Origin of the sequence: Methylobacillus gramineus (assembly GCF_020532675.1) — a bacterium.
Lineage (GTDB): Bacteria > Pseudomonadota > Gammaproteobacteria > Burkholderiales > Methylophilaceae > Methylobacillus > Methylobacillus gramineus.
Genome location: NZ_JAJAVE010000003.1, coordinates 519302 through 541280 on the forward strand (window position 1 = coordinate 519302; position 21979 = coordinate 541280).

The 21979-nt window shown below is 51.0% G+C and carries 27 protein-coding genes and 1 tRNA gene; 25 read left to right on the forward strand and 3 right to left on the reverse strand.

The window, feature by feature from the left end:
• Positions 1-149: 149 nt before the first annotated feature.
• The 18 genes from LG201_RS12880 to xerD all read left to right on the forward strand — a co-directional run bounded on the left by LG201_RS12880 (position 150) and on the right by xerD (position 13496).
• Positions 150-1175: a LacI family DNA-binding transcriptional regulator gene (locus LG201_RS12880; protein WP_226772609.1), complete on the forward strand. Its 1026-nt coding sequence runs from the start codon at positions 150-152 to the stop codon at positions 1173-1175.
• 25 nt (positions 1176-1200) lie between these two features.
• A complete protein-coding gene (gene mgrA, locus LG201_RS12885) occupies positions 1201-2241 on the forward strand; it encodes an L-glyceraldehyde 3-phosphate reductase (protein WP_226772610.1) in 1041 nt (346 codons plus the stop codon).
• A 131-nt stretch (positions 2242-2372) separates the two neighbouring features.
• Positions 2373-3410 (forward strand): Holliday junction branch migration DNA helicase RuvB, encoded by a 1038-nt coding sequence (ruvB, locus tag LG201_RS12890; RefSeq protein WP_226772611.1) that lies wholly within the window; start codon positions 2373-2375, stop codon positions 3408-3410.
• 8 nt (positions 3411-3418) lie between these two features.
• Positions 3419-3826: a tol-pal system-associated acyl-CoA thioesterase gene (gene ybgC, locus LG201_RS12895; RefSeq protein WP_226772612.1), complete on the forward strand. Its 408-nt coding sequence runs from the start codon at positions 3419-3421 to the stop codon at positions 3824-3826.
• The gene (tolQ, locus tag LG201_RS12900; protein WP_226772613.1) at positions 3823-4497 is read left to right on the forward strand and encodes a protein TolQ; all 675 of its coding nucleotides are present in this window, start codon (positions 3823-3825) and stop codon (positions 4495-4497) included. Before ybgC ends, tolQ begins: the two co-directional genes overlap by 4 nt.
• A gap of 9 nt (positions 4498-4506) precedes the next feature.
• Positions 4507-4896 carry a biopolymer transporter ExbD gene (locus LG201_RS12905; protein WP_226772614.1) on the forward strand — a complete coding sequence of 130 codons (390 nt, stop codon included), beginning with the start codon at positions 4507-4509 and terminating at the stop codon, positions 4894-4896.
• Between the two features lie 6 nt (positions 4897-4902).
• The gene (locus LG201_RS12910) at positions 4903-5712 is read left to right on the forward strand and encodes a TonB C-terminal domain-containing protein (RefSeq protein WP_226772615.1); all 810 of its coding nucleotides are present in this window, start codon (positions 4903-4905) and stop codon (positions 5710-5712) included.
• Positions 5713-5774: 62 nt separating this feature from the next.
• A complete protein-coding gene (gene tolB, locus LG201_RS12915; RefSeq protein ID WP_226772616.1) occupies positions 5775-7061 on the forward strand; it encodes a Tol-Pal system beta propeller repeat protein TolB in 1287 nt (428 codons plus the stop codon).
• A gap of 68 nt (positions 7062-7129) precedes the next feature.
• The gene (gene pal / locus LG201_RS12920) at positions 7130-7669 is read left to right on the forward strand and encodes a peptidoglycan-associated lipoprotein Pal (protein WP_226772617.1); all 540 of its coding nucleotides are present in this window, start codon (positions 7130-7132) and stop codon (positions 7667-7669) included.
• Positions 7670-7672: 3 nt separating this feature from the next.
• A complete protein-coding gene (locus LG201_RS12925) occupies positions 7673-8494 on the forward strand; it encodes a YbgF trimerization domain-containing protein (RefSeq protein WP_226772618.1) in 822 nt (273 codons plus the stop codon).
• An 8-nt stretch (positions 8495-8502) separates the two neighbouring features.
• Positions 8503-9141: a 7-carboxy-7-deazaguanine synthase QueE gene (gene queE, locus LG201_RS12930; protein ID WP_226772619.1), complete on the forward strand. Its 639-nt coding sequence runs from the start codon at positions 8503-8505 to the stop codon at positions 9139-9141.
• Positions 9142-9268: 127 nt separating this feature from the next.
• Positions 9269-9958: a 7-cyano-7-deazaguanine synthase QueC gene (queC, locus tag LG201_RS12935; RefSeq protein ID WP_226772620.1), complete on the forward strand. Its 690-nt coding sequence runs from the start codon at positions 9269-9271 to the stop codon at positions 9956-9958.
• Positions 9959-10029: 71 nt separating this feature from the next.
• Positions 10030-10278, forward strand: coding sequence for a 30S ribosomal protein S16 (rpsP, locus tag LG201_RS12940; RefSeq protein WP_226772621.1), 249 nt, complete (start codon positions 10030-10032; stop codon positions 10276-10278).
• 58 nt (positions 10279-10336) lie between these two features.
• Positions 10337-10831, forward strand: a complete 495-nt coding sequence (gene rimM / locus LG201_RS12945; protein ID WP_226772894.1) for a ribosome maturation factor RimM — start codon at positions 10337-10339, stop codon at positions 10829-10831.
• Between the two features lie 32 nt (positions 10832-10863).
• Positions 10864-11622 carry a tRNA (guanosine(37)-N1)-methyltransferase TrmD gene (trmD, locus tag LG201_RS12950; RefSeq protein WP_226772895.1) on the forward strand — a complete coding sequence of 253 codons (759 nt, stop codon included), beginning with the start codon at positions 10864-10866 and terminating at the stop codon, positions 11620-11622.
• Between the two features lie 13 nt (positions 11623-11635).
• Positions 11636-12025, forward strand: a complete 390-nt coding sequence (gene rplS, locus LG201_RS12955) for a 50S ribosomal protein L19 (protein ID WP_226772622.1) — start codon at positions 11636-11638, stop codon at positions 12023-12025.
• Positions 12026-12123: 98 nt separating this feature from the next.
• Positions 12124-12603: a methylated-DNA--[protein]-cysteine S-methyltransferase gene (locus LG201_RS12960; RefSeq protein WP_226772623.1), complete on the forward strand. Its 480-nt coding sequence runs from the start codon at positions 12124-12126 to the stop codon at positions 12601-12603.
• Complete coding sequence (gene xerD / locus LG201_RS12965) at positions 12600-13496, forward strand: site-specific tyrosine recombinase XerD (protein WP_226772624.1); 897 nt, start codon at positions 12600-12602, stop codon at positions 13494-13496. Before LG201_RS12960 ends, xerD begins: the two co-directional genes overlap by 4 nt.
• A gap of 242 nt (positions 13497-13738) precedes the next feature.
• Here the strand turns inward: xerD and LG201_RS12970 are convergent, their stop codons facing one another.
• Positions 13739-14104 (reverse strand): dihydroneopterin aldolase, encoded by a 366-nt coding sequence (locus tag LG201_RS12970; RefSeq protein ID WP_226772625.1) that lies wholly within the window; start codon positions 14102-14104, stop codon positions 13739-13741.
• A gap of 70 nt (positions 14105-14174) precedes the next feature.
• On the opposite strand from LG201_RS12970, the gene plsY reads away from it, so the two are divergent.
• On the forward strand, positions 14175-14765 hold the full coding sequence (gene plsY, locus LG201_RS12975; protein ID WP_226772626.1) for a glycerol-3-phosphate 1-O-acyltransferase PlsY: 591 nt from the start codon (positions 14175-14177) through the stop codon (positions 14763-14765).
• Here plsY and tsaD read toward each other — a convergent pair.
• Complete coding sequence (gene tsaD, locus LG201_RS12980; protein ID WP_226772627.1) at positions 14762-15781, reverse strand: tRNA (adenosine(37)-N6)-threonylcarbamoyltransferase complex transferase subunit TsaD; 1020 nt, start codon at positions 15779-15781, stop codon at positions 14762-14764. The two genes, plsY and tsaD, sit on opposite strands and share 4 nt — an antisense overlap.
• Positions 15782-15869: 88 nt before the next feature.
• Here tsaD and rpsU point away from each other — a divergent pair, with 88 nt between their 5' ends.
• The 6 genes from rpsU to LG201_RS13010 all read left to right on the forward strand — a co-directional run bounded on the left by rpsU (position 15870) and on the right by LG201_RS13010 (position 20864).
• Positions 15870-16082 (forward strand): 30S ribosomal protein S21, encoded by a 213-nt coding sequence (gene rpsU, locus LG201_RS12985; protein WP_226772628.1) that lies wholly within the window; start codon positions 15870-15872, stop codon positions 16080-16082.
• Positions 16083-16100: 18 nt separating this feature from the next.
• Entirely contained in the window at positions 16101-16547 is a 447-nt protein-coding gene (locus LG201_RS12990; RefSeq protein ID WP_226772629.1) for a GatB/YqeY domain-containing protein, read from the forward strand.
• Positions 16548-16626: 79 nt separating this feature from the next.
• Positions 16627-18357: a DNA primase gene (gene dnaG / locus LG201_RS12995; RefSeq protein WP_226772630.1), complete on the forward strand. Its 1731-nt coding sequence runs from the start codon at positions 16627-16629 to the stop codon at positions 18355-18357.
• Positions 18358-18464: 107 nt separating this feature from the next.
• Positions 18465-20387 carry an RNA polymerase sigma factor RpoD gene (rpoD, locus tag LG201_RS13000; protein ID WP_226772631.1) on the forward strand — a complete coding sequence of 641 codons (1923 nt, stop codon included), beginning with the start codon at positions 18465-18467 and terminating at the stop codon, positions 20385-20387.
• A 14-nt stretch (positions 20388-20401) separates the two neighbouring features.
• Positions 20402-20480: transfer RNA gene (locus tag LG201_RS13005), tRNA-Ile, on the forward strand.
• A gap of 162 nt (positions 20481-20642) precedes the next feature.
• Positions 20643-20864, forward strand: coding sequence for a hypothetical protein (locus LG201_RS13010; protein ID WP_226772632.1), 222 nt, complete (start codon positions 20643-20645; stop codon positions 20862-20864).
• Here LG201_RS13010 and LG201_RS13015 read toward each other — a convergent pair.
• Positions 20859-21851: a phage integrase gene (locus LG201_RS13015; protein ID WP_226772633.1), complete on the reverse strand. Its 993-nt coding sequence runs from the start codon at positions 21849-21851 to the stop codon at positions 20859-20861. The genes LG201_RS13010 and LG201_RS13015 overlap by 6 nt on opposite strands.
• Between the last annotated feature and the right edge of the window lie 128 nt (positions 21852-21979).

Consider the following 21979-nt stretch of genomic DNA (forward strand, 5'->3'; position numbering starts at 1 on the left):
AAATGTTTTGATTTTTGTAAAAACACTGATAATCTCGAAAATGTTACCGGTAACATTTGGCAAGTTTGGGCATGCTTTTGTATGCTGTCAAAGAATTAGATTTAAGATATATATGCAAATTTAGTATATGGAAAATGAGATAAGCAGAGATGTCAGGCAAACGTAAAGGTCTTGGGCGGGCAACAGTTCACGATGTTGCCAAGCTGGCTGGTGTGTCATCAATTACAGTGTCACGCTATTTCAAGCAGCCTGATATTGTGTCTCCAGTACTGCGGGAGCGTATTTCAGAGGCTGTGCGAGTGCTGGACTATTTGCCCAATCATGCGGCTGGTGGCCTGGCTTCGACGCGTGGCCGGATTGTGGCCATGGTGATTCCCAATATCTCTGGCCCTATCTTTGCCAATACCATTCAAAGTTTTAGTGATGAATTAAGTCGATATGGCTATCAGTTATTGCTTGCTTCCAGTTATTTCTCCATAGAGCAGGAGGAAAGGGCGGTACGCGCATTTCTGGGCTGGTCGCCTGCTGCGCTAGTGCTGACTAGTCAGTATCACTCTGAGGAAACTGAGCGGCTGGTGGCAAAAGCGACCATGCCGATAGTGGAAACCTGGGATTATGAGCCCGCGCGCAAGCCCTTGCAGGTGGGTTTCTCGCATGGAGAGGTCGGACGGCAGGCGGTAGAGTATTTGCATGGTAAAGGTTATCAACGCATCGCTTTTGTGCAGAACAGCATGGTTGGCGACTTGAGTGCACTGGACAGGCGGGATGGGTATATCGCCGCCATGGCAAGCTACGGCCTCAATCCATGGGTATTTGTCCCTACCCAGGCAGACCCATTTGAGGCGGGCAAGCAGGCAGTCAATTCTTTGTTATTACGTAAGGAGCCAGCAGAAGCCATTATCTTTGCCAATGATAACCTGGCGGCAGGCGGCATGCTGGCTGGGCAGCGTGCTGGCATGCAGTTTCCCAGGGATTGTGCAATATTTGGTTTTGGTAACTATGCCTTCTCGGAGATGCTGTTACCCAGCCTGACCACCATACGCCCTCCCGCCAAGGAGATTGGCGAGGTGGCAGCGATGAGGATTTTACAGGCCCTGGGCGAGATTCCCACTGATGAGCCGGTGCAACATCTCAATTTGCTTGAGTGTGAATTGATTGTGCGCGAAAGCGCTTGAATTTTGATGATTTGAAGGAGTAGTCATGACTTATCAGGCAAACGTCAGCCGTTATGAGCAGATGCAGTATCGTCGTTGCGGTAATAGCGGACTCAAATTGCCCTTACTGTCACTCGGCTTGTGGCATAACTTTGGCGACAACACCAGTATCGCGGTGCAACGCGAGATGTTGCATACCGCGTTCGACCTTGGCATCACACACTTCGATCTGGCTAATAATTACGGCCCGCCATACGGCAGTGCAGAAAGCCATTTTGGGCAGATATTCCAACAGGATTTTCGTGCGTATCGGGATGAGCTGATTATCTCCACCAAGGCGGGCTGGGATATGTGGCTCGGGCCTTACGGGCAGGGGGGCGGTTCGCGTAAGTATCTGCTGGCCAGTCTAGATCAGAGTTTGCAACGGCTGGGTCTGGACTATGTGGATATTTTCTATTCCCATCGCTTTGATGCGGAAACGCCGCTCGAAGAAACCATGGGTGCACTGGCCAGTGCGGTGCAACAGGGCAAGGCCCTGTATGTGGGGGTCTCCTCATACTCTCCGGCCAAAACTCTGGAAGCTTCGCGATTACTGCGGGAGTGGAAAATCCCCTGCCTCATTCACCAGCCCTCTTATAACCTGCTGAATCGGTGGATAGAAAAAAGCCTGCTGGATACCTTGCAGCAGGAAGGTATGGGCTGCATTACCTTCACCGCGTTGGCGCAAGGACTGCTCTCTGATAAATACCTGAATGGCATACCTCAGGATGCGCGCATCAATCGCCCGGGGGGGAGTTCGATCCAGGCCAGTCATTTGAGCGAGGAAAATCTTACCCGGATACGCGGGCTCAACCAGATTGCATTGCAGCGCGGACAGACTCTGGCACAGATGGCGCTGGCGTGGGTGCTGCGTGATACGCGAGTGACCTCAACGCTGATAGGTGCTAGCAGTAGCGGGCAGATTCGGGAGAATGTGGCTGCATTGCAGAACCTGGCGTTTGAGCAGCAGGAGCTGGATGCGATTGATGTGCTGGCTCAAGAAGGTGGGATCGATTTGTGGGCTGGTTCATCCAGTGACTGGAAATAGCATTGCGCTAGCGAGTTTTTACGCTATTTGCTATTTGAGGTGCAGAACTATCCTGCGCTTTTCTGTATCATGCAGGCATGCCCTGTAGCGCATTTGTTCTGCAGGTTTATGCATAGCCAGAATTCCACTTGATGATAGAAACCGATCGTTTAATCGCCCCCGCTCCCCAAAGCCCGCAAGAAGAAGCGCTGGAACGCGCCTTGCGCCCGAAGGGGCTGGATGAGTATGTAGGCCAGGAAAAGGCACGCTCCCAGCTGGAGATTTTCATCAATGCTGCGCGAGGCCGTGCAGAAGCGCTGGATCACGTGCTGTTGTTTGGCCCTCCTGGGCTTGGGAAAACCACGCTAGCCCACATTATTGCCAAGGAGATGGGCGTCAACATGCGCCAAACTTCCGGGCCTGTGCTCGAGCGCGCAGGGGATTTGGCAGCATTGCTGACTAATCTTGAGCCCAATGATGTGCTGTTTATTGACGAGATTCATCGGCTGTCACCGGTGGTGGAAGAAATTCTCTACCCTGCAATGGAGGACTATCGCCTTGATATCATGATAGGCGAGGGGCCTGCGGCACGCTCGGTGCGCCTGGATCTGCCACCATTTACGCTGGTGGGGGCCACTACCCGTGCTGGTATGTTGACCAATCCACTGCGGGATCGGTTTGGCATCGTGTCGCGTCTGGAGTTTTATACCTCTGAAGAGTTATCCCGGATTGTGTCTCGCTCGGCGGGTCTGCTGGAAGTGAGCATACAGCAGGAAGGGGCGCTGGAAATTGCACGCCGCTCACGTGGTACGCCACGTATTGCCAACCGTTTGCTGCGTCGAGTCCGGGATTATGCGCAGGTGAAAGCGGATGGCGTGGTGACTCCGGACATTGCGGATGCAGCGTTGAAAATGCTGGATGTGGACAAGCTGGGTTTTGATGTGATGGACCGCAAGCTATTGCTGGCCGTGCTGGAGAAGTTTGATGGGGGCCCCGTTGGCCTGGATAACTTGGCGGCGGCCATCGGCGAAGAGCGGGACACCATTGAGGATGTGCTGGAGCCTTATCTCATCCAGCAAGGCTATCTGATGCGTACCCCGAGAGGGCGTATCGCTACCCAGCAGGCTTATCAGCATTTTGGCCTGGCGCTGCCAGGAAACCGCCAGCATGGGGAGCTCTGGCAGCAATGAGTATAGGCATGGAATTTCACTGGCCAATACGCGTGTATTACGAAGATACGGACAGCGGTGGCGTGGTCTACCATTCCAATTATCTCAACTTCATGGAGCGTGCTCGCACCGAGTTCCTGCGTAGCCATGGCTTTGGTCAGGCGGAACTAAGGCAAGATCTCGGGGTCTTGTTTGTGGTGCGTGGCCTGACCTTAAAATATCGTCGGCCAGCGCGCTTCGATGATGCGCTGCAAGTGATTACCCGGCTGATTGAGGCGGGACGCAGCCTGATCAAGTTTGAGCAGGCCATTTATCGTGATGATGAGCTGCTGGTCAACGCCACTATAGAAATCGTCTGTATAGACGCTGAACAATTCAGGCCGGTCATCATACCGGCCGTCATGCGCAATATGATCAATCCTACGGAGTTTGAATGAATCCTACTGAAGACATGTCGTTTTTAACGCTGATTACCGGTGCCAGTGTGCCGGTGCAGATTGTCATGGCCTTGCTATTGCTGACATCGCTTGTGTCCTGGTGGTACATCTTTATCAAGGTGTTCACCATCAGGAGTGCCGACCGGGAAGCCGAGGATTTTGAGCGGGTGTTCTGGAAAGGCGGCGATCTTAACCAGCTCTATGAAAGCGTGACTTCCGGCAGGCGCAATGTGCAGGGCTTGGCCAGTATATTTGAAGCGGGGTTCAAGGAGTATGCGCGTCTGAAACGCCAGAGCGGCCTCGAAGTCAGCGATATTACGGAAGGTTCTCGCCGTGCCATGCGTGCTGCCTATAACCGGGAAATGGATGAACTGGATTCTCATTTGCCATTCCTGGCATCTGTCGGTTCTGTCAGTCCTTACATTGGTTTGTTTGGTACGGTGTGGGGCATCATGAATGCATTCCGGGGCCTGGCCAATATGGCGCAGGCGACGCTGGCTCATGTGGCGCCTGGCATTGCTGAAGCGTTGGTGGCAACGGCGATTGGTCTGTTTGCGGCCATCCCTGCGGTGATTGCCTATAACCGCTTCGCAGCCTCTGTCGATAGATTGGCAGTGCGTTATGAAAGCTTCATGGAAGAATTCACCAATATCCTGCAACGTAAGGCATAAGGAGGACTGATGAGTCGTCGTAAATCCCGCCGCCTGATGAACCAGATCAATGTCGTGCCTTATATCGACGTGACGCTGGTGTTGCTGGTGATCTTCATGGTGACTGCGCCCATGACCAATCCTGGTGTGGTTGAACTGCCGCAAGTGGGGCAGGCGCTCAAGCAGACTGCAGCCCCGATTGTGATTACGGTTAAGGCTGACGGCAAGGCTGAAATCGAGAGCAAGGTGATGGAGCGTGATCAGCTATTGTTCGAGGTTAAAAACCTGCTGGAGAAAACCCCTGAGCGTGCCATTGTGATCGCGGCCGATAAGAACGTGCAGTATGACAAGGTGGTGACGTTGATGGATAGCCTGAAACAATACAAGGTTGGTCTTCTGCTCAAGCCTGCATCGAACTAGACGCTGATGAAAAAACGTCAAGCCAATCCTTATCTTGTTCGGGCCGGTGCGCTTTCTCTATTCGTGCATATCCTGCTGCTGGGCGTGCTGCTGTTCTCCGTTAGCTGGAACACCGAGCACCCCATGGTGGTTGCACAGGTGGAACTGTGGGAAAACCTGCCATCAGAAAAGCCGGTGGCAAAGCCTCCTCAGCCCAAGCCTGAACCAGCTCCGGAGCCCACACCGCCACCCAAGCCGGAGCCAAAACCAGACCCCAAGCCTGACCCTGCTCCAGAGCCTCAGCCCGAGGCTGAGATTCAGGTAAAGAAGAAAGAGCCAGAAAAGCCTAAGCCCAAGGTGGAAAAGCCCAGGCCAGAGAAACCAAAACCTGAGCCGGAGAAGCCCAAGCCAGAGCCAAAGAAAGACGACAAAAAGAAACTCGATGAGCTGAAGAAGTTGCAGCAGCAACTACTGGATGAAGATTCGCAGCCAGCGCCTGCCAAAAAACAGGGGCCTGCTCAGGAAGGTGCCAATGTTGCCAACCAGAGTGAAATTGATAAATACATCGGCTTGATCAATGCCAAGATCAAGCGCAACGTGAACCGCCAGTTGTGCGGTAACGGCAAGCCTGAGCTTGAGGTCGGCATCAGCCTCATGCCTACTGGCGAAGTGATTGGAGCGCCGCGTTTGCTCAAGAGCAGTGGTTTGCCTGCGTGTGACGAGGCCGTTGAGCGGGCAATTTTGCAGTCGCAACCTTTGCCTTTGCCACCACAACCGGAGCTTTTTTCGCAGTTTCGCGATTTAAAACTTAAATTCCGTCCTAATAACGATAACTAGTTTGATAGAATGTACGATTACCTGTCGGGGAACTTTGCATCACTTTATTGCCCTAAACACACATGAATAAAATACGCTTATTTCTCAGTCTCTTAGTTTTCTTCCTGCCACTTACTGGTAAAGCCGCCCTGACGATTGAAATTGTCGGCGGTGCTGCCCAGCAGATTCCCATCGCGATTGTGCCGTTTGCCCAACAAGGGCAGATTGCCGGACAGCAGGACACGATAGCTAACATCATCGGTGCAGACTTGCGACGCAGCGGTCTGTTTCGTGTGCTTGAAACCCGCGGCGTGGCTAATCAGCCGCATGAGCTGAGTGAGGTAAATTATGCGGATTGGTCTGCTATCCAGACTCAGGCTCTGACCATCGGCAATATCGAAACCCTGCCGGGCAATCGTCTCAAGGTTTCTTTCCGCTTGCTGGATGTGTACAAGCAAAATCAGCTGGCTGGCATGGAATACAATATTACCCCCGCCCAGTTGCGCATGACTGCACATCGTATCGCGGATGTGATCTACCAGAAGCTGACAGGCGAGCAGGGCGTATTTGCTACCCGCATTTCCTACGTCACCAAGGTAAACGGGCGTTATTCACTGCAAGTGGCAGATGCTGATGGGTACAACCCGCAAACGGTTGTGTCCTCGGTAGAGCCGATCATTTCCCCGGTCTGGTCACCGGATGGTACCCGCCTCGCGTATGTGTCTTTTGAAAAGAAAAAGCCGATTGTCTATGTCCAGTCACTGGTGTCCGGTCAACGTACTGTGCTGGCTAATTTCAAGGGCAATAACAGTGCACCATCATGGTCGCCTGATGGCAAGCGCCTAGCGATTGTGCTGACGTATGCCGCCAACTCGCAGATTTACAGCATCAACGCTGATGGCACCGGTTTGCAGCAACTGACACATACCAGTGCGATTGACACTGAACCAGTCTGGTCGCCGGATGGTCGCTATATTTACTTCACCTCAGATCGTGGTGGTAACCCGCAGATTTATCGCATGTCTACCAGCGGTAATGATGCATCGCGCGTGACATTTGAAGGCAGTTATGTCGTTAGTCCTCGTATTTCGCCCGATGGCAAGTCTCTTGCTTATATTCGCCGTGACGATGGGAAGTTCCGCGTTGCCTTGCAGGATGTTGCCAGTGGACAAGTGCAAATTCTCAGTGATAGCGCCCGAGATGAGTCGCCTAGTTTTGCGCCGAATGGTCGCATGATCATCTATGCCACCCGTATCAATGGTAAAGGCGCGCTGGCAGCCGTATCAGCGGATGGCAAGGTGAAGCAGCGCTTGAGTGAAACCGGTGGTGATGTGCGTGAGCCTGCTTGGGGCCCTGTAGTGAGCCAGTAAGCGTCGGTCAGTTTTTAGTGTAGTAACCAATTGATTTAGTGTGTGTCTTATTTAAAGGAGAGAATAAAGTGAATAAACGTTTATTGATGAGCGTATTGTTGGCAGCCATGTTGGCAGCGTGTTCAAGCAAGGCTGTGAAGGAAACTCCTCAGGCCTCAGTGGAAGATAAGAGTCCTGCTACTAGTCAAACTACTAGCAGCAATGATTCTTCTACCAGTGGTGTCAGTGATTCATCTTTGGCGAGCAACCCATTGAAGGATCCTAACAACATTCTGTCCAAGCGTAATGTGTACTTTGACTACGATAGCGATGCTGTGAAGTCTGAGTATCGTCCGCTGATCGAAGCACATGCCAAATATCTGGCATCACACAGCGATGCAAAGGTGTTCCTGCAAGGCAATACCGATGATCGTGGTACTCGTGAGTACAATCTGTCACTGGGCCAGCGTCGTGCCGTATCTGTGAAGAAGGTATTGAACGTACTTGGCGTGCAAGATGCCCAAATCGAGACCGTTAGTTTCGGTAAGGAAAAGGCTAACTCCACGTGTGCTGATGATTCTTGCTTCAAGCAAGATCGTCGCGTTGATATTCTCTATCAAGGCGAGTAATTCATGATGCGGCGTTCTCTGGTTCTGTTTATAGCAGGTTTTCTCTCGCTGCCACACTTGGTACAGGCTGCGCTTTTTGGTGACGATGAAGCAAGAAAGAAAATCGCCGATTTGCAACAGCAGGTACAAAGTCAGAATCAGGAAACGCAATCAGCATTGACTGAGTTGAAGAAAAACCAGCAGGCCCTGGAAACAAAAAGCCAGGGCATGCTGGATTTATTGGGTCAGATAGACAGGCTCAATCAGGAAATCAGTCGCCTGAAAGGCGATCTTGAGGTCGCCAATCACAATATTGAAAATATACAGCAACGCCAGCGGGATCTTTATGCTGATACTGATGGCCGCCTGCGTAAGCTTGAGCAGGGTGGTGTGCCCCCTGCGAATGCTGTCGTTGGTCAAGAAGGACAGACACAACCACAGGCAGAGAATGTAGAGAGTGCGGAAGTTAAAGATCTGGAAGCGGCCAAGGCATTTTCTGCTGCAGGTAAGTTTAAAGAAGCATTTGATGCGTATAGCAAGTTCCTGCAGGTGCATCCTGGTAGCAGCAAGGCGCCAGAAGCTTTGCTAGGGTTGGGCAGTGCCCAGTTTTCACTGAAGAACTACAAAGCCTCCATCAGCACCCAGCAAAAGCTGATTGCCCAGCATGGCAATAGCGATAAGGTGCCAGATGCTTTGTTCAGCATTGCGAATAGCCAGATTCAACTTTCCGAGGTGGATAATGCCAAGAAAACCTTGCGCAGTCTGCTTGAAAAGTTCCCTCAGCATGAGCTGGCCTCTAGTGCCAAAAGGCGCCTGAACGTGCTGGACTCGATTAAGTCCAAATAGCGTTCCCCGTGTTACGTATCCACGAAATATTTCACTCCCTGCAAGGGGAGTCGTCACGTGTAGGCATGCCTACGGTATTTGTACGACTGACTGGTTGCCCCATGCGCTGTGTCTATTGCGATACGGCATATGCTTTCAAGGGAGGCAGCAATATGTCGCTGGATGACATATTGCTGCAAGTCGAGAGTTATGGTGCCAAGTACGTCTGTGTGACAGGAGGTGAGCCCCTGGCACAGAAAAAAGAGTGCCTGAACCTGCTGGCACGTCTTTGTGATCATGGCTACGAAGTGTCCCTGGAAACTGGTGGAGCTATCGCCACGGATGGGATTGATGAACGGGTGGCGGTGATCCTGGATATCAAGACCCCTGGCTCAGGTGAGCTGGAAAAGAATCACTGGGAAAACCTGCAGCGACTCAAGGCCAATGATGAAATCAAATTCGTGCTTTGTAGCCGGGAAGATTACGACTGGGCCAAGCAGTTAATGGTGGAGCATGCGCTCAATGAAAAATGCCAGGTGATCTTTTCTCCTGTATTCAGTCAGGTGGCTCCCGCAGATTTAGCTGATTGGGTGCTGAAGGACAGGCTGCCAGTACGCATGCAGGTGCAGTTGCACAAAATTCTATGGGGCGAGACCCCGGGCAAATAAGTGGCTATAAGCCAGTTGATGGTTGGCCTTGGTCAGCCTGGTCTGAAATTCTTTAATATCTAGTAAACATGGTTTTGATAGGGCTCGCGCCGTTCTGGCATTTGAGTCATTGCATGGAAGTAAGGTCATGAGTAAGAAAGCAGTAGTACTTCTATCCGGAGGGCTGGATTCAGCGACCGTGCTGGCCATTGCGCGCAGTCAGGGTTATGAATCCTATTGTCTGAGCCTGGATTATCACCAGCGGCATCATGCCGAGTTGCATGCTGCCGACAATGTGGCCAAGGTGCTGGGTGCTGCTGCACATCGTACCGCGCAGCTCGATCTTTCCATGTTTGGTGGTTCAGCCCTTACTGATCATGCGATAGACGTGCCACAGGAGCCTACAGAGGGCATCCCGGTCACCTATGTGCCTGCACGCAATACCATTATGCTGTCTCTGGCGCTTGCCTGGGCAGAGGTGCTGGAATCGCGCGATATCTTCATTGGGGTCAATGCGCTGGATTACTCAGGGTATCCCGATTGTAGGGGTGAGTATGTCGAGGCTTTCCAGAATATGGCGAATTTGGCAACCAAGAGCGCGGTTGAAGGCAAGACCATTACCATTCATGCGCCATTGATTGATATGACCAAGGCTGAAATTGTCACGCAGGGGACGGCCCTGGGCGTTGATTATGCGATGACGGTGTCTTGCTATCAGGCTGATAGCCATGGCCTAGCCTGTGGGATGTGTGATTCATGTCGCTTGCGCAAGCAGGGCTTTATGGCTGCTGGTCTGGCAGATCCAACGCGCTATGTTGATTCTGTGGTAAATGCATAATTGTCTTGCCAAGGCCATAGAAAATAACGTAAAATCCGCGCCTTTCCGTCTAGTCTAAAGAGAACAAGATTATGGTGATTATTCGTCTCGCCCGTGGTGGCGCGAAGAAAGCTCCTTTTTACAGCGTAGTTGTGGCCGATTCCCGCAATCGCCGTGATGGCCGTTTTATTGAGCGTGTAGGTTTCTACAATCCTTTGGCTAAAGAAGGTCAAGAAGGCCTGCGTCTGAACAGCGAGCGTATCGCTCACTGGCGTAGCAATGGTGCGCAATTGTCAGACAGCGTTGCTCGTCTGGTTAAGCAAGCAGCTAAAGCTGCCTAATACCATAGCCGTTGTAAAACGGCTGGTAGCTTAATATATTGTGAGTGAATTAGTCATCATGGGGCGCGTTGTCGCCCCTTATGGCGTTTATGGCTGGCTGAAAATCCAGCCAGACACCGAAGATCTGGATAGCCTGTTTGATTACGACAGCTGGTGGTTGGGGCGCGCTAATCCGCAAGACTCCAGCCTCTGGCGCGAGCTTGAGGTCGAAACAGTCAAGGTGCATAACGCGCTGCTTGTAGTCAAGCTAGTGGGTGTCGATGATAGGGATGCTGCTTTTGCCTGTAAAGGCATGCAAGTGGCAGTGCCTCGTGATTTGTTACCCCCTGCAGATGCAAATGAGTATTACTGGTCTGACCTGATCGGGCTTGAGGTGAAAAACCAGCAGGCGGTCGAGTTGGGCAAGATTACGGATGTCTTTGCCACCGGTGCCAATGACGTGATAGTCGTCAAAAGTGAGCGTGAACGGCTGATTCCATTTATCGACCAGGTCATACTTGAGGTGGATGTGGCGGCTAAAACCATGCTGGTGGATTGGGATGCGGAGTTTTGAGCGAGGCTGATCAGTCAGCGATCAAGCGTACCATGCAGTTTGATGTGGTGACTTTGTTTCCACAAATGTTTGAAGCCTTGAGTAATTTTGGTATTAGCTCGCGTGCCCTGGAGCGCCAGATCTATGATCTGCAATTGTGGAACCCACGGGATTTCACTAGCGACAACTATCGTACGATAGATGATAGGCCATATGGTGGTGGTCCTGGCATGTTGATGTTGGCAGAGCCGTTGGCAAGTGCAATTCAGGCTGCCAAGGCGAGGCAACAGCAGGCCGGGGTGACAAAGACTAAGGTGATTCACCTTTCGCCGCAGGGCATACCGCTCAAACATGAGCATGTCATGCAACTGAGCGGAGAGCCTGGTCTGATATTGCTGGCCAGTCGCTATGAAGGTGTGGATGAGCGATTGCTCAATAGTGTGGTTGATGAAGAATATTCGATAGGCGACTATGTGCTGTCTGGTGGTGAGATTCCCGCCATGGTGCTGATAGACGCAATCGTCAGGCAATTGCCGGGTAGTCTCGGTGATGCCGGATCGGCAGAGGAGGATTCCTTTGTTGATGGTTTGCTGGATTGTCCGCATTACACACGCCCTGAGGAATATGCAGGGCGGAAGGTGCCGGAAGTATTGCTTTCTGGCAATCATGCAAAGATTAAGCAATGGCGATTAAAACAATCGCTGGCGCGAACCCGGGCCAGGCGCCCGGATTTATTGGCCGCAAGGTCGTTGACGAAAGAGGAATCTCGGCTGCTCAAGGAAATAGAGCAGGAACAAGATTCCCATAACTAAAAGGAAGCTCAAAATGGCTGATATTATCAAGTTGCTGGAAGAGGAAGAAATTGCCCGTCTTGGCAAGAATATTCCTAGTTTTGCCCCAGGTGACACCGTAGTAGTGGGTGTTAACGTGGTTGAAGGTACACGTAAGCGTGTGCAGGCTTACGAAGGCGTTGTAATCGCTATCCGTAACCGTGGTCTGAATTCATCTTTCATCGTGCGTAAGATTTCTTCCGGTGAAGGCGTTGAGCGTACATTCCAGACTTACTCACCACTAATTGCCAGCGTTGAAGTGAAGCGTCGCGGTGATGTACGTCGCAGCAAGCTGTACTACCTCCGTGAGCGTTCAGGCAAGTCCGCACGTATCAAGGAAAAGCTGCAATTGCGCACCAAGGAAACAGCGACCAGCGCAGAATAAAGCGCAGTTTGTTTCAGAAAAAAGCCCCGGTGTCCGGGGCTTTTTTATTTTCTGCAGTCACATTCTTGGTCGCTGGATGTTTGGGCTAAAATGACCTGATGGCAAATAATATTCCCCAGAATTTTTCTGCAGTCATTGAGGCCCCTTTTGGGGCCATCGGTGTATATGTAGATGATGAGTATGTCAGCGGAATCAAGTTGATTCCCGAACACCTGTCAGCCTGCTGTGCTTCCCAGCCTTTTGTGCAGTATGTTGCACTGCAGTTAAAGCGCTATCTGCAAGATGCCTCGACTTCGCTGGATATTCCCCATGTTTTGCAGGGTACACCTTTCCAGAAACGTGTCTGGCGCAAAATGAATGAAATACCGCTGGGGCAGGTCTGGAGCTATAGTGAGCTGGCGGAGCAAGTTGCCTCCGGCCCGCGCGCAGTAGCAAACGTTTGTGGTGCCAATCATCTACCGTTGCTGATTCCCTGCCACCGTATCGTTGCCAAGAATGGCATTGGGGGATTTATGCAGGGGACGGCCAACGGGCTGGATATCAAGCGCTGGCTGTTGCAACACGAAAAGCAGGTATGACGCTGGATAATCAGGCACTGCTGGACAGTTTTATTGACCATCTGTGGCTCGAAGATGGGCTGGCGAAAAATACCCTAGAGAGTTACCGTCTTGACCTTGCTGCTTTTGCTGAATGGTTGAGCCGGGTGAAAAGCAAACCATTGCTTGAAGCCGGGCAGGAAGATATCCAAGCCTATATTGCAATGCGCTTCCCGCAAAGCAAGCCACGTAGCATCAGCAGGTTGGTTGCTAGTGTGCGCCGCATATATCGTTTTGCGCTACGTGAAAATTATATCAGTGCCGATCCCAGCCTGCGCATCGAATCACCCAAATTACCACGATCACTGCCCAAAAGCCTGAGTGAAGCGGATGTGGAGCGACTGATACAGGCGCCAGATGTCGCAGATGTAATAGGCTTGCGAGATCGTGCCATGCTGGAGATGCTGTATGCGACCGGCTTGCGTGTGTCTGAACTGGTTGGCCTTGAGGTCACGGAAGCCAGTCTGACGGATGGCGTGGTACGGGTGACGGGTAAAGGCAGCAAGACGCGCCTTGTACCTTTGGGTGAGGAGTCGCTGGACTGGATTGGGCGCTATCTGAAAGAAGGGCGGCCACAGATATTGCAACAACGCCTGAGTGATCACCTGTTTGTCACGCAGCGTGGCTCAGGCATGACGCGGCAGGCTTTCTGGTATTTAATCAAGCGCTATGCCTTGCTGGCAGGTATTCATACTCCGCTTTCCCCCCATGTGCTGCGCCATGCTTTTGCTACACACCTGCTGAATCATGGCGCTGACTTACGCGTGGTGCAGATGTTATTGGGGCATGCTGATATTTCTACCACGCAAATTTACACTCATGTGGCGCGTGAGCGATTGAAGCAATTACATGTGAAACATCACCCGAGGGGATAATCAATTCAGTGCAATACACTCCACCAGATCTGAATAATTCTTAAGTTGATGATTCGTGGTGTTCGAGCATGATGTCCTGTGTTTTTGTGGCTGAAACCAAATCGAGCACGATAGAGGCGGATAGGCAACAAGGTTAGAATGTAAAGATTGAGTGTGGACGCAAGTATTTTGAATTGGCTCGGGGGCGTGATTTTTAAAGACGTAACGAATCTGGCAACATTGGTTGATGCTACTAATCGCACCTAGGTGGGATTAGTACTTTTTCTTCGCTCTATCACCACACCCAGTGCCTTTAGTCCTGGCAGTATGCCGGGCTTGGCCACTTTGATTTTTACCCATGGTGCGCCAAATTCCTGCATGATGAGCTGGCATACGTGTTCTGCCAAGGCTTCCACTAACTTGAAGGATCGTTCTGACAATGTTTGCCGAATGCGCGACACCACGACACCATAGTCGATGGTGTCATCAATCTCATCGGTCTGGCACGAGCTGCTGTGGGGCATGGCAATCTCAATATCCAGGATAATGGTTTGGGCCGTCAGGCGCTCCCATTCCGGTACGCCAAGGTGGGTTTCAACTTTGACTTCGCTGAGAAAAATAATATCCATAAGGGCTGGGATCCTGCGTTAGAGCTTGAGGGCTGATAGAATACGGCAATTCCATTTTAATCTAATCCACATGAATAACGCAGTTTTCGTCATCCTCGCTTATCTTCTAGGTTCAATTTCATTTGGCATTCTGGTCAGCAAGGCATTTGGCCTGCCAGATCCACGTACTGTTGGCTCAGGCAATCCTGGTGCTACCAATGTGTTGCGTAGTGGAAAGAAGCTGGCCGCGTTGCTGACATTGCTAGGCGATGCGGCTAAGGGTTGGTTGCCCGTGTGGCTGGCGCAATATTACGGCTTGCAGGTAGAGGTGGTTTGCTGGATTGCGGTAGCGGTCTTTCTGGGGCATTTGTACCCGGTATTTTATCGCTTCAAAGGTGGCAAGGGGGTTGCAACGGCATTAGGTGTTCTGTTTGCCTTTGCTCCCTTGCTGGCAGGCTTGGCCATGCTGAGCTGGATTACCATTTTTGCGTTGACACGCTTTTCTTCATTGGCCGCACTCACTGCTGCAGCGCTGGCACCCGGTTTTGCCTGGATATTGCTGGCCCATGTGGGTTATATCATTGTGGTGTTCATTCTTTCAGTACTGCTGATCTGGCGCCATCGGAGCAATATCCGTAAATTACTCGATGGCACTGAATCAGGTTTCGGTAAGAAGCCTTAAGGCGCTTGCAGTTCAGCCAGGTCCCAGCGTGGGCGTACGGTAAAGCTGTGATCTGATGTGCTGGCATGTTGCATGCGCATCGCGCCAGCAAAAGCAATCATGGCGCCATTGTCTGTGCAGAACTCCAGTCTTGGATAATGCACATGGCAATGCCTGCGTTTTGTGGCGGAATTCAGCCGTTCGCGTAGCCTGGCATTGGCACCTACGCCGCCGGACACAATCAGTTGATCAAGTCCGGTGTTGCGCAAGGCGGCCATGCACTTTTTGGTGAGCACTTCGGTCACTGCTTCCTGAAACTCATAGGCGATATCTGCTTTGATCTGTTCATTCAGTTGATCGCCCTGCTGATTGACCAGGGTGAGCACTGCGGTTTTTAATCCGCTGAAGCTGAAATTAAGATCGCCACTATTAAGCATGGGGCGAGGTAATTGGTATGCACCGGCAGTGCCTGTGCTGGCGATTCTGGAAATTGCCGGGCCTCCTGGGTAGCTTAGCCCGAGTAGTTTGGCAGTTTTGTCGAATGCTTCCCCTGCAGCGTCGTCCAGAGTGTCTCCCAGGAGTTCATAATCCCCGATTGCGGATACCCGCATCAGTTGGGTATGTCCGCCTGATACCAGTAGCGCGACAAAGGGAAAATCGGGTGGATTAGCTTCCAGCAAAGGCGCGAGTAAATGACCTTCAAGGTGATGCACGCCTATCGTAGGCAGATTTAAACTGAAAGCTAGGGCTTCAGCGATGCTGGTACCCACGAGCAATGCGCCAGAAAGCCCGGGTCCTTGTGTGTAGGCAATGCCGTCAAGGTCTTGCAGGGTTTTGCCGGCTTGAGCCAGCACATGGCGCGTCAGTGGCAGTGCCCTGCGGATATGATCTCGTGAGGCCAGCTCTGGTACAACCCCGCCATATTCAGCGTGCATGTCTATCTGTGAATGTAGCGCATGTGAGAGCAGGCCTTGCTCAGTGTCATAAAGTGCGAGGCCAGTTTCATCGCAGGAGGATTCAATACCAAGGATTAACATAAGAAAATGAGGATAATGATTGATAAAACAGGAATGAGCCGATAGAATAGCAAACTTTTTCGCCCTTTCTCAAAGGAAAGTGATTTAAATGTCTAGCGTACGTGTTAAAGAAAACGAGCCATTTGACGTGGCTCTGCGCCGTTTTAAGCGCATGATTGAAAAGACCGGTCTTCTGACAGACTTGCGCGCGCGCGAGTTCTACGAGAAGCCAACTTGGGAACGCAAGCGTAAAGCCGCTGCAGCTGTGAAGCGTCACTATCGTCGCATTCGTAGCCAGACTCTGCCTGCCAAGCTTTACTAAGCTGGGTATAGTCTAGTTGTGACTATCAAGGCTCGTCTTACTGAAGATATGAAAACCGCGATGCGCGCTAAAGATAGTGCGCGGCTCGGTGCTATACGGCTGTTACAAGCGGCAATCAAGCAGCGAGAGGTGGATGAGCGGATTGATCTCGATGATACTCAAGTCATTGAGGCCATCGAGAAGATGCTGAAGCAGCGCAGGGATTCTATTTCCCAGTATGAAGCTGCCAAGCGTCAGGATCTGGCTGATGTGGAAAAGTTTGAAGTTACTGTGTTGCAGGAATATTTGCCTGTGGCGCTGACCGAAGATGAAATTGCTGCCATTCTTGAGGAAGTAGTCACTGAAACTGGCGCTGCGAGTATCAAGGAGATGAGCAAGGTCATGGCTGCAATCAAACCGAAAGTTGTTGGTCGTGCAGACATGGGCAAGATATCAGGTCTGATCAAGGCGAGATTAAGCGCCTGATACTTAATTGCCGAAAGCATGAATTGAAAAAGGAGCTTGAAGCTCCTTTTTTGTTTTTTTCGGCTATTATTTTCAAATAATGATTCCCGATTCCTTCATACAAGAGTTGCTCAATCGAGTCGATATCGTCGATGTGATCGATCGAAGTGTCCCGCTGAAGAAAGCGGGTGCTAACTATTCTGCCTGTTGCCCATTTCATAACGAGAAATCCCCTTCTTTTACTGTGAGTCCGGTCAAGCAGTTTTACCACTGTTTTGGTTGTGGTGCTCATGGTTCGGCGCTGGGATTTGTCATGGAATATCAGGGCATCAGCTTTGTTGAAGCCATTCATGAGCTGGCAAAGTCGGTAGGGATGATCGTGCCGCAGGAGACGCGGGATGTGGATGTTGCCAGGGCCAAGATTATTCCTGGCCTGCAGGACGTGATGCAGCAAGCCGCGCATTACTATAAGGCTGAACTTAAGAAGTCGGCAAAGGCGATAGACTATCTAAAAGGGCGCGGGCTTAGTGGGCAGGTAGCTGCGCGTTTTCAGATGGGCTATGCCCCGGCTGGCTGGCAAAATCTGGAAGCGGTGTTTGATGATTATAAGCATGAGGTTATTCAGACCGCAGGCTTGGTGATTGAGAATGAACAAGGGCGGCGATACGACCGCTTTCGCGATCGCATCATGTTTCCCATTCATGACCAGAAGGGGCAGGTGATAGGCTTTGGTGGTCGTGTGCTGGAAAAAGATGATGCGGGTGCCAAGTACTTGAATTCTCCCGAAACGCCCTTATTTCAGAAAGGGAATGAGCTGTATGGTCTTTTCCTTGCCCGGCGTGCAATTCGGGATGCTGGACGGGTTTTGGTGGTTGAAGGCTATATGGATGTGGTGGCATTGGCGCAGTATGGCATTGAGTATGCGGTGGCCGCATTGGGCACTGCCACGACGCCAGTGCATATCACCAAGCTGATGCGTCAGACTGACGAGATTGTATTTTGCTTTGATGGCGATAGTGCCGGGCGAAATGCTGCCTGGCGTGCCGCCATGAATGCCTTGCCAGCGTTGACTGATAGCCTGCGTATTAATTTCCTGTTTTTACCAGCAGAGCATGACCCTGACAGCTATGTGCGCGAATTTGGCAAAGATGGCTTTGAAGCGTTTATGTTGCAGGCTTTGCCACTCTCGCAGTATCTAGTGCAGGAATTGAGTGTCAATAACAGTCTGCAGTCGCAGGAGGATAGGGTGCAGTTTCTTAATGAAGCAGAGCCTATTCTCAAGCAAATCCAGGCACCAAGGTTGGCACTCTTGTTACGCAAGCGTATTGCCGAGCTGGCAAATATCTCCAGTGATGAAATGCGCGCCATGATCAAGTTGCCTGAAACTAATCGCAGTCGACCGCGGTCTGCTCCCAGGCAGGAGCGCACCACCATGTCCTTGCAGCGCCGATTTGCCTTGATGGCGATCATGCAGCCGCAATTGGTGCAAGAGGCCGATCTGCAATGGGTGAGTGGCGTTGCCGACGAAGATGAGATGGTTCGGCAGGTAATGCGTCTCGCGATTGCCAGCCCTAACTCTAAACCTGTGGTGATATTGCATGGGCTGGAGCAGGTGATTGATGGTCGTGTGTTGCGCGAAATACAGCGCGAGTTACATATTCTGGATGAAAATCTGAATCTTGCCCTTGAATTTGACGGGGTGCGCAAGCAAATTAAGGATATGTATATGCAGCGTCAGCAAACTTCGATGCTGGACAGGCTGAAGGAAAAAAGCCTGAGCCAGCTGACTGCAGAAGAGCGGGAGCTGTTGAGGTCTATCAGCACCCGCTAAGTGGGACAGAGTGGCCCATAATTCTGCATAAAAATTATGGGCCTTTTAAGGTATAATCTAGGGTTTTCCGTAAATCAACCTTGCGGTTCGACAGATTGAGGTCAAGCATGGCTAAAGAGCAACAGAACGACAATATAAACGAGAAGGCTGAAGCCCAGGTAAACGACGCAGATATACGTCGTACCCGGTTGAAATCGCTCATTGTTCTTGGTAAGGAGCGTGGCTACCTTACCTACGCCGAAATCAACGACCACCTGCCGGATGATGTCCAGGATTCCGAGCAGATCGATGGCATTATCGGCATGATTAATGACATGGGTATTCAGGTGTATGAAGAAGCACCTGATGCAGAAGCACTGCTTATGTCAGATGCCCCCGCCCCGGTCACCGATGAAGATGCGGTGGAAGAAGCAGAGCAGGCCCTTTCTACAGTAGATTCCGAATTTGGCCGGACCACTGACCCCGTGCGTATGTATATGCGCGAAATGGGCACAGTAGACCTGTTGACGCGTGAAGGCGAAATTGAAATCGCCAAGCGAATTGAAGATGGCCTCAAACACATGGTGCAGGCTATTGCTGCCTGTCCAAGCACTATTGCTGAGCTATTGGCGATGGTGGATAAAGTTGAGAAAAGTGAATTAAGCGTTGATGATCTAGTAGATGGCCTGATCGATTCTGACGATGGTCTTGGTGCGGAAATGGCCGCAGAAGAGGCTGGCGAGAACGATGAGGATGCCGATGGCGAGAGTGATGAAGAGGAAGAGGATGACGACGGCGCTAAAGCTGCTGCCATCTCTGCTGAAGCACTGGCCAAGCTCAAGGAAGAAGTGCTGACACGCTTTGCCGTGATTCGTGACTCCCATGAGAAAATGTCAGTCATCCTTGCCAGCAAGGGTTCGCAAGATAAAGATTATCAAAAACTGCAACTCGTCATCATTGATGAGTTAATGGCTTTCCGATTTTCTGCCAAACAAGTAGAAGCGCTGTGTGACCAAGTGCGTGGCATGGTAGAAGAAATCCGTGGGCATGAACGCAAGATCATGGACTTCTGTGTTGAGAAGTCTGGCATGCCTAGGCCGCACTTCATCAAAACTTTCCCTGGCAATGAGGGCAAGCCAGAATGGTTGGCTGCCGAGCTTGCTGTGAACAAGCCATATGTAGAGCGCATGGAGCGTTTCAAGCACTCTATTGATGATCAGCAACAGCAACTGCTGGGGATTCAGGACCGGGTAGGGATTCCTATCAAGGAGCTGAAGGAAATCAACAAGCAGATGTCGACAGGCGAGGCCCGTGCACGCCGCGCCAAACGTGAAATGATTGAAGCTAACCTACGGTTGGTGATCTCGATTGCGAAGAAATACACCAACCGTGGCTTGCAATTCCTGGATCTGATTCAGGAAGGCAATATTGGTTTGATGAAGGCTGTGGACAAGTTTGAATACCGTCGTGGCTATAAGTTTTCTACTTACGCCACCTGGTGGATTCGTCAGGCCATTACCCGCTCAATCGCGGACCAGGCACGTACCATCCGTATCCCGGTGCACATGATCGAAACCATCAACAAGATGAATCGTATCAGTCGCCAGATACTGCAGGAAACTGGTCTTGAGCCTGATCCTGCGACATTGGCAGAAAAAATGGAGATGCCTGAGGACAAAATCCGTAAAATCCTCAAGATTTCCAAAGAGCCTATCTCAATGGAAACGCCGATTGGTGACGACGATGACTCACATCTTGGTGACTTCATTGAAGACATGACAACATTGGCTCCAGTTGATGCTGCGGTGTATGCCAGTTTGCGCGAGGCGACCAAAGAAGTGTTAGAATCGCTAACCGCAAGGGAAGCCAAAGTCCTGCGTATGCGCTTCGGTATTGAAATGAACACCGACCATACACTTGAGGAAGTTGGTAAGCAATTCGATGTAACGCGTGAGCGTATTCGTCAAATTGAGGCCAAAGCGCTGCGCAAGCTACGCCACCCAACCCGCTCAGAACGTCTGCGTAGTTTCCTGGAAACTGGCAACGACTAAGTGGTAAAAGTTTAGGGCCTCTAGCTCATGCATGGTTAGAGCAGCGGACTCATAATCCGTTGGTGCCCGGTTCGACTCCGGGGAGGCCCACCAAAGAATCAAGGAGTTACGTGAAAACGTAACTCCTTTTTTTATTTCTGAGTCAACATTCTGTCAACAGAGAATATTCAAGCTTTTCCATTTCATATAAAGTTGTTTGACTGTATCAAAACCGAATATCTGTTTTTATATATTTGTGCAACAGGAAGGAATGAAATGGAAATTTATAAGGACGTGGACGGCGATTCCGGAATTTCTGCCTATGAAATAGGTGAAGATAGAGTATCAATACGGTTAATTAGCGGTGCTATTTATGTTTATACATTTGCCAGTGCAGGTAGAGAGCATATTGAAAATATGAAGAAGTTGGCCAAAGGCGGAGATGGGCTAAATTCATATATAAAGCGTAATAAAGTGCCATATGTAGCAAAATTATAAGTTAAGTAGTGGGTTGTAGCGCTTTGCGTCTTGAAGGTGCTCAGGCGCCAGGTGAGCATATTTCATAGTCATGGTGATTGAGCTATGGCCGAGGATGCGTTGCAAGGTGAGGATGTTGCCACCGTTCATCATGAAGTGACTGGCGAATGTGTGGCGTAGGACGTGGGTTAGCTGGCCTTGCGGTAGGTCGATATCCAGGATTGCTATGCAGCGCCTGAAGTCTTCATAACAGTCTTTGAATAAGCGCATGCCGAAGCCCTTTAAAGGTCTGTTTGCGATTTCATCGACAAGATCTTGCGTAATGGGAATAGTCCGGTTTTTACCGGATTTTGTTTTTGTGAAGTGGATCTGGTTGTTTTTGATCTGGCTAGCGCGCAGTTGTTCGGCTTCGCTCCAACGTGCGCCAGTGCTGAGGCAGATCTTAGCAACTAAGTAGGTATTGGTCTGTCTGGGCTGGAGAGCGCCCAGGAGGATTTTGATTTGTTCATGGTTAAGGTATGACAATTCACGCTCCTCGAGCCTAAATTGTCGGAGATCCCGCAACGGGTTCTCTTTTGCCCATTCACCCACGCGCCGTAATTCGTTGAATACCGCGCGTAGGTAAGCGTGTTCACGGTTCATGTTATTTGCTGTCACACCGGTTTCTATACGCTTGGTACGGTAACTGGCAAACATGGCAGCAGTGAATGTATCAGCGGTAGGATTGCTCATGGCCGTGGCCATTGCCAATAAACGCTGATAGGTATCTTTGCCTGATCTTAGTTGGCTACCATGGTGTTTGTACCAGAGGTCGATAAGTTCTTTAAGGCGGCGAGTATCTTTCTTTTGCGGCAACCATTCTGGTGTTTGATTTATCTGTGTCTTTAACCAGGCTTCCCAGGCCAAAGCTTCAGCTTTGGTGGTAAAGGTCTTGCGAAAGCGTTTAGCGCCACGCCCACCAGGTTGGATATCGGCTAGCCAGCCGGAAGGCGTTTTCTTGATGCTCATAGGTCAGCCCGCGGATTGCATGTCCTCGTGCCGGATGACGGCACGACCCTAACGGGCAGGGGACGGCATGCAACCGAAGTAAAGCCGGGGTTACGCTTTGCTACAGCCCTCTCGGGCCTCACATCGCC

Coding starts and splice junctions, on each gene's coding strand:
- LG201_RS12880 (WP_226772609.1), top strand. CDS start 150: ATGTCAGGCAAACGTAAAGGTCTTGGGCGGGCAACAGTTCACGATGTT.
- mgrA (WP_226772610.1), top strand. CDS start 1,201: ATGACTTATCAGGCAAACGTCAGCCGTTATGAGCAGATGCAGTATCGT.
- ruvB (WP_226772611.1), top strand. CDS start 2,373: ATGATAGAAACCGATCGTTTAATCGCCCCCGCTCCCCAAAGCCCGCAA.
- ybgC (WP_226772612.1), top strand. CDS start 3,419: ATGGAATTTCACTGGCCAATACGCGTGTATTACGAAGATACGGACAGC.
- tolQ (WP_226772613.1), top strand. CDS start 3,823: ATGAATCCTACTGAAGACATGTCGTTTTTAACGCTGATTACCGGTGCC.
- LG201_RS12905 (WP_226772614.1), top strand. CDS start 4,507: ATGAGTCGTCGTAAATCCCGCCGCCTGATGAACCAGATCAATGTCGTG.
- LG201_RS12910 (WP_226772615.1), top strand. CDS start 4,903: ATGAAAAAACGTCAAGCCAATCCTTATCTTGTTCGGGCCGGTGCGCTT.
- tolB (WP_226772616.1), top strand. CDS start 5,775: ATGAATAAAATACGCTTATTTCTCAGTCTCTTAGTTTTCTTCCTGCCA.
- LG201_RS12925 (WP_226772618.1), top strand. CDS start 7,673: ATGATGCGGCGTTCTCTGGTTCTGTTTATAGCAGGTTTTCTCTCGCTG.
- queC (WP_226772620.1), top strand. CDS start 9,269: ATGAGTAAGAAAGCAGTAGTACTTCTATCCGGAGGGCTGGATTCAGCG.
- rpsP (WP_226772621.1), top strand. CDS start 10,030: ATGGTGATTATTCGTCTCGCCCGTGGTGGCGCGAAGAAAGCTCCTTTT.
- rimM (WP_226772894.1), top strand. CDS start 10,337: ATGGGGCGCGTTGTCGCCCCTTATGGCGTTTATGGCTGGCTGAAAATC.
- trmD (WP_226772895.1), top strand. CDS start 10,864: ATGCAGTTTGATGTGGTGACTTTGTTTCCACAAATGTTTGAAGCCTTG.
- rplS (WP_226772622.1), top strand. CDS start 11,636: ATGGCTGATATTATCAAGTTGCTGGAAGAGGAAGAAATTGCCCGTCTT.
- LG201_RS12960 (WP_226772623.1), top strand. CDS start 12,124: ATGGCAAATAATATTCCCCAGAATTTTTCTGCAGTCATTGAGGCCCCT.
- xerD (WP_226772624.1), top strand. CDS start 12,600: ATGACGCTGGATAATCAGGCACTGCTGGACAGTTTTATTGACCATCTG.
- LG201_RS12970 (WP_226772625.1), bottom strand. CDS start 14,104: ATGGATATTATTTTTCTCAGCGAAGTCAAAGTTGAAACCCACCTTGGC.
- plsY (WP_226772626.1), top strand. CDS start 14,175: ATGAATAACGCAGTTTTCGTCATCCTCGCTTATCTTCTAGGTTCAATT.
- tsaD (WP_226772627.1), bottom strand. CDS start 15,781: ATGTTAATCCTTGGTATTGAATCCTCCTGCGATGAAACTGGCCTCGCA.
- rpsU (WP_226772628.1), top strand. CDS start 15,870: ATGTCTAGCGTACGTGTTAAAGAAAACGAGCCATTTGACGTGGCTCTG.
- dnaG (WP_226772630.1), top strand. CDS start 16,627: ATGATTCCCGATTCCTTCATACAAGAGTTGCTCAATCGAGTCGATATC.
- rpoD (WP_226772631.1), top strand. CDS start 18,465: ATGGCTAAAGAGCAACAGAACGACAATATAAACGAGAAGGCTGAAGCC.
- LG201_RS13010 (WP_226772632.1), top strand. CDS start 20,643: ATGGAAATTTATAAGGACGTGGACGGCGATTCCGGAATTTCTGCCTAT.
- LG201_RS13015 (WP_226772633.1), bottom strand. CDS start 21,851: ATGAGCATCAAGAAAACGCCTTCCGGCTGGCTAGCCGATATCCAACCT.